Raw genomic sequence first — 2055 nt, 5'->3', positions numbered from 1 at the left:
CGGAGCGGAAGCTGACCAACGTGTAGCCGCCCTCATCTTCCCAGAACGCAACGGCCACCTGCGCGGCGCGGGTGCGCCGGATCTCATTCGGTGCGAGGTTGGCCAGATCAACCGGGCAGAGTTTCGCCAACACCTGATCGGCCTGCGCTCCCTCAATCCGGAAAACGGCGCGGGCGTCGGAAACATCAACCGCCAGAAAATGCTGTTTTGCCAAAGCATTGCGCAGCGTTCCTAACGCAGCAGTCATTTCGGCATATGGCAGGATCAACAGCAGCTCATCCGGTGACATCCACGCAGCGGACCGGACATCGTTATGGGTAATCCGCCGAACTGCGGGCAGCGCCAACCCCAGCTTCTTCAAGGCGGCAGCAACGGGTTTTTCCGCCAGATTACAGCGCAGGGTAATCATACCCAAAGGACCAATCTCACGAATTTTGGCAAAACCCTCAAAGATTTGCCCGTTCAGGGCGCTGACGGGATCATGCATTGCCTTTCTCCCCTGCCTTATCAAAAAACACAGCGTCGACGATTTTCGCCGCAACCGTGCTGCCTCCAATCGTGTTGAAGCTCACCACTTCGCCCATACGCGCAGGCCCGTGTTTGACCAGTCCCATCGCGATTCCACGTTTTAAGATCGGGCTGTAATATGTTGATGTTACACGACCTTCTGTGTTTCGTTGGTTGTTTTCATTGCTACCCTCAGCGATAGCATAGGCCCCGTCAGGGATAACGGAGCCATCGATTGTCTCCAACCCGACCAACTGCCAGCGGTCGGGGTCGGAAAGATGGCTGCGTTCCATCCCGCGCTTGCCGAGGAAATCGGTTTTCTTCTTGGAAACCGCCCAGCCGAGGCCAAGGTCCAGCGGCGTCACGGTGCCGTCGGTTTCATCGCCGATCATGATGAAACCCTTTTCGGCCCGCATGATATGCAGACATTCCGTGCCATATGCCATTGCGCCAAACTCCGCGCCTTCGCGATGCAGCATTTCCCAAAACGCTGCGCCATGGCTGGCAGGAACGGCGATTTCGTAGGAAAGTTCCCCCGAAAAGCTGATCCGATAGACGCGAACCGGGAAACCGCCCAGCTTACCATCCGCCCATTGCATGAAGGGCAGCGCGTCTTTCGACACATCCATGCCGCCAATTTTCTCCAGCAATTTCCGGGCATTGGGACCGACAACGCCGATCTGCGCATATTGTTCGGTCACATTGGCGGTGTAGACTTTCCAATCCCACCATTCACATTGCAGCCAATCCTCCATCCAACCATGGATACGATCCGCGCCGCCGGAGGTGGTGTGGCATAGCCAGGTCTCGTCATCAATCCGCGCGACAACGCCGTCATCCGACAAAAAGCCCTGTTCGTTGCACATCAACCCGTAACGGCATTTGCCCACGGCCAGCGTCGACATCAGATTGGTGTAGAGCATGTCGAGAAACCTCCCGGCATCCGGCCCTTTGACGATGATCTTGCCAAGGGTGGAGGCATCCAGCAATCCGAGATTTTCGCGGGTGTTGATCACCTCACGTTCGACTGCCTGCTCGTGGCTTTCGCCGCTGCGCGGATAGCAATAAGGGCGGCGCCAAAGGCCCACCGGCTCCCAATAGACCCCGTTTTTCTCATGCCAATCGTGCATCGGCGTGCGGCGCAGTGGCTGGAAAATCTCACCCCGTGCTTCACCTGCCAAGGCACCAATCGTCACCGGTGTATAGGGTGGACGGAAAGTGGTGGTGCCGACTTGCGGAATATCGGTGCCGAGCGCTTGCGACAGCACCGCAAGACCGTTGATATTGCTGAGTTTCCCCTGATCCGTCGCCATGCCGAGCGTGGTATAGCGTTTGGTGTGTTCAACGGAGGTGTAGCCTTCACGCGCCGCGAGTTGCACGTCCGAAACCTTCACATCGTTCTGAAAATCCAGCCACATCTTGGCGCGCAAGGTATTTGGAGCGTTTTGCGGCATCACCCAGACCGGCGGAACTGTGGCCGTGCTATCAATGGTGTCGCTGCCCGCGATAATATCTGCGGCACGGTAAACCCCTGCGGCGGCACCAACC

At 57.6% G+C, this 2055-nt stretch carries 2 protein-coding genes; both read right to left on the bottom strand.

The features are described 5' to 3' along the window. On the bottom strand, positions 1–487 hold a 487-nt coding region (locus L0H65_RS19015; RefSeq protein WP_301460763.1), incomplete at its 3' end, for a sarcosine oxidase subunit gamma. Next, positions 480–2055: glycine cleavage T C-terminal barrel domain-containing protein (locus tag L0H65_RS19010; RefSeq protein WP_301460762.1), on the bottom strand; the 1576-nt coding region annotated here is incomplete at its 5' end. The genes L0H65_RS19010 and L0H65_RS19015, both read right to left, overlap by 8 nt.

Origin of the sequence: Pseudorhodobacter sp. (assembly GCF_030452865.1) — a bacterium.
In the GTDB taxonomy this organism is placed as follows: domain Bacteria; phylum Pseudomonadota; class Alphaproteobacteria; order Rhodobacterales; family Rhodobacteraceae; genus Pseudorhodobacter.
The sequence above is the reverse complement of the archived record's forward strand: the minus strand, read 5'-3'. Positions and strand labels throughout refer to the sequence as shown.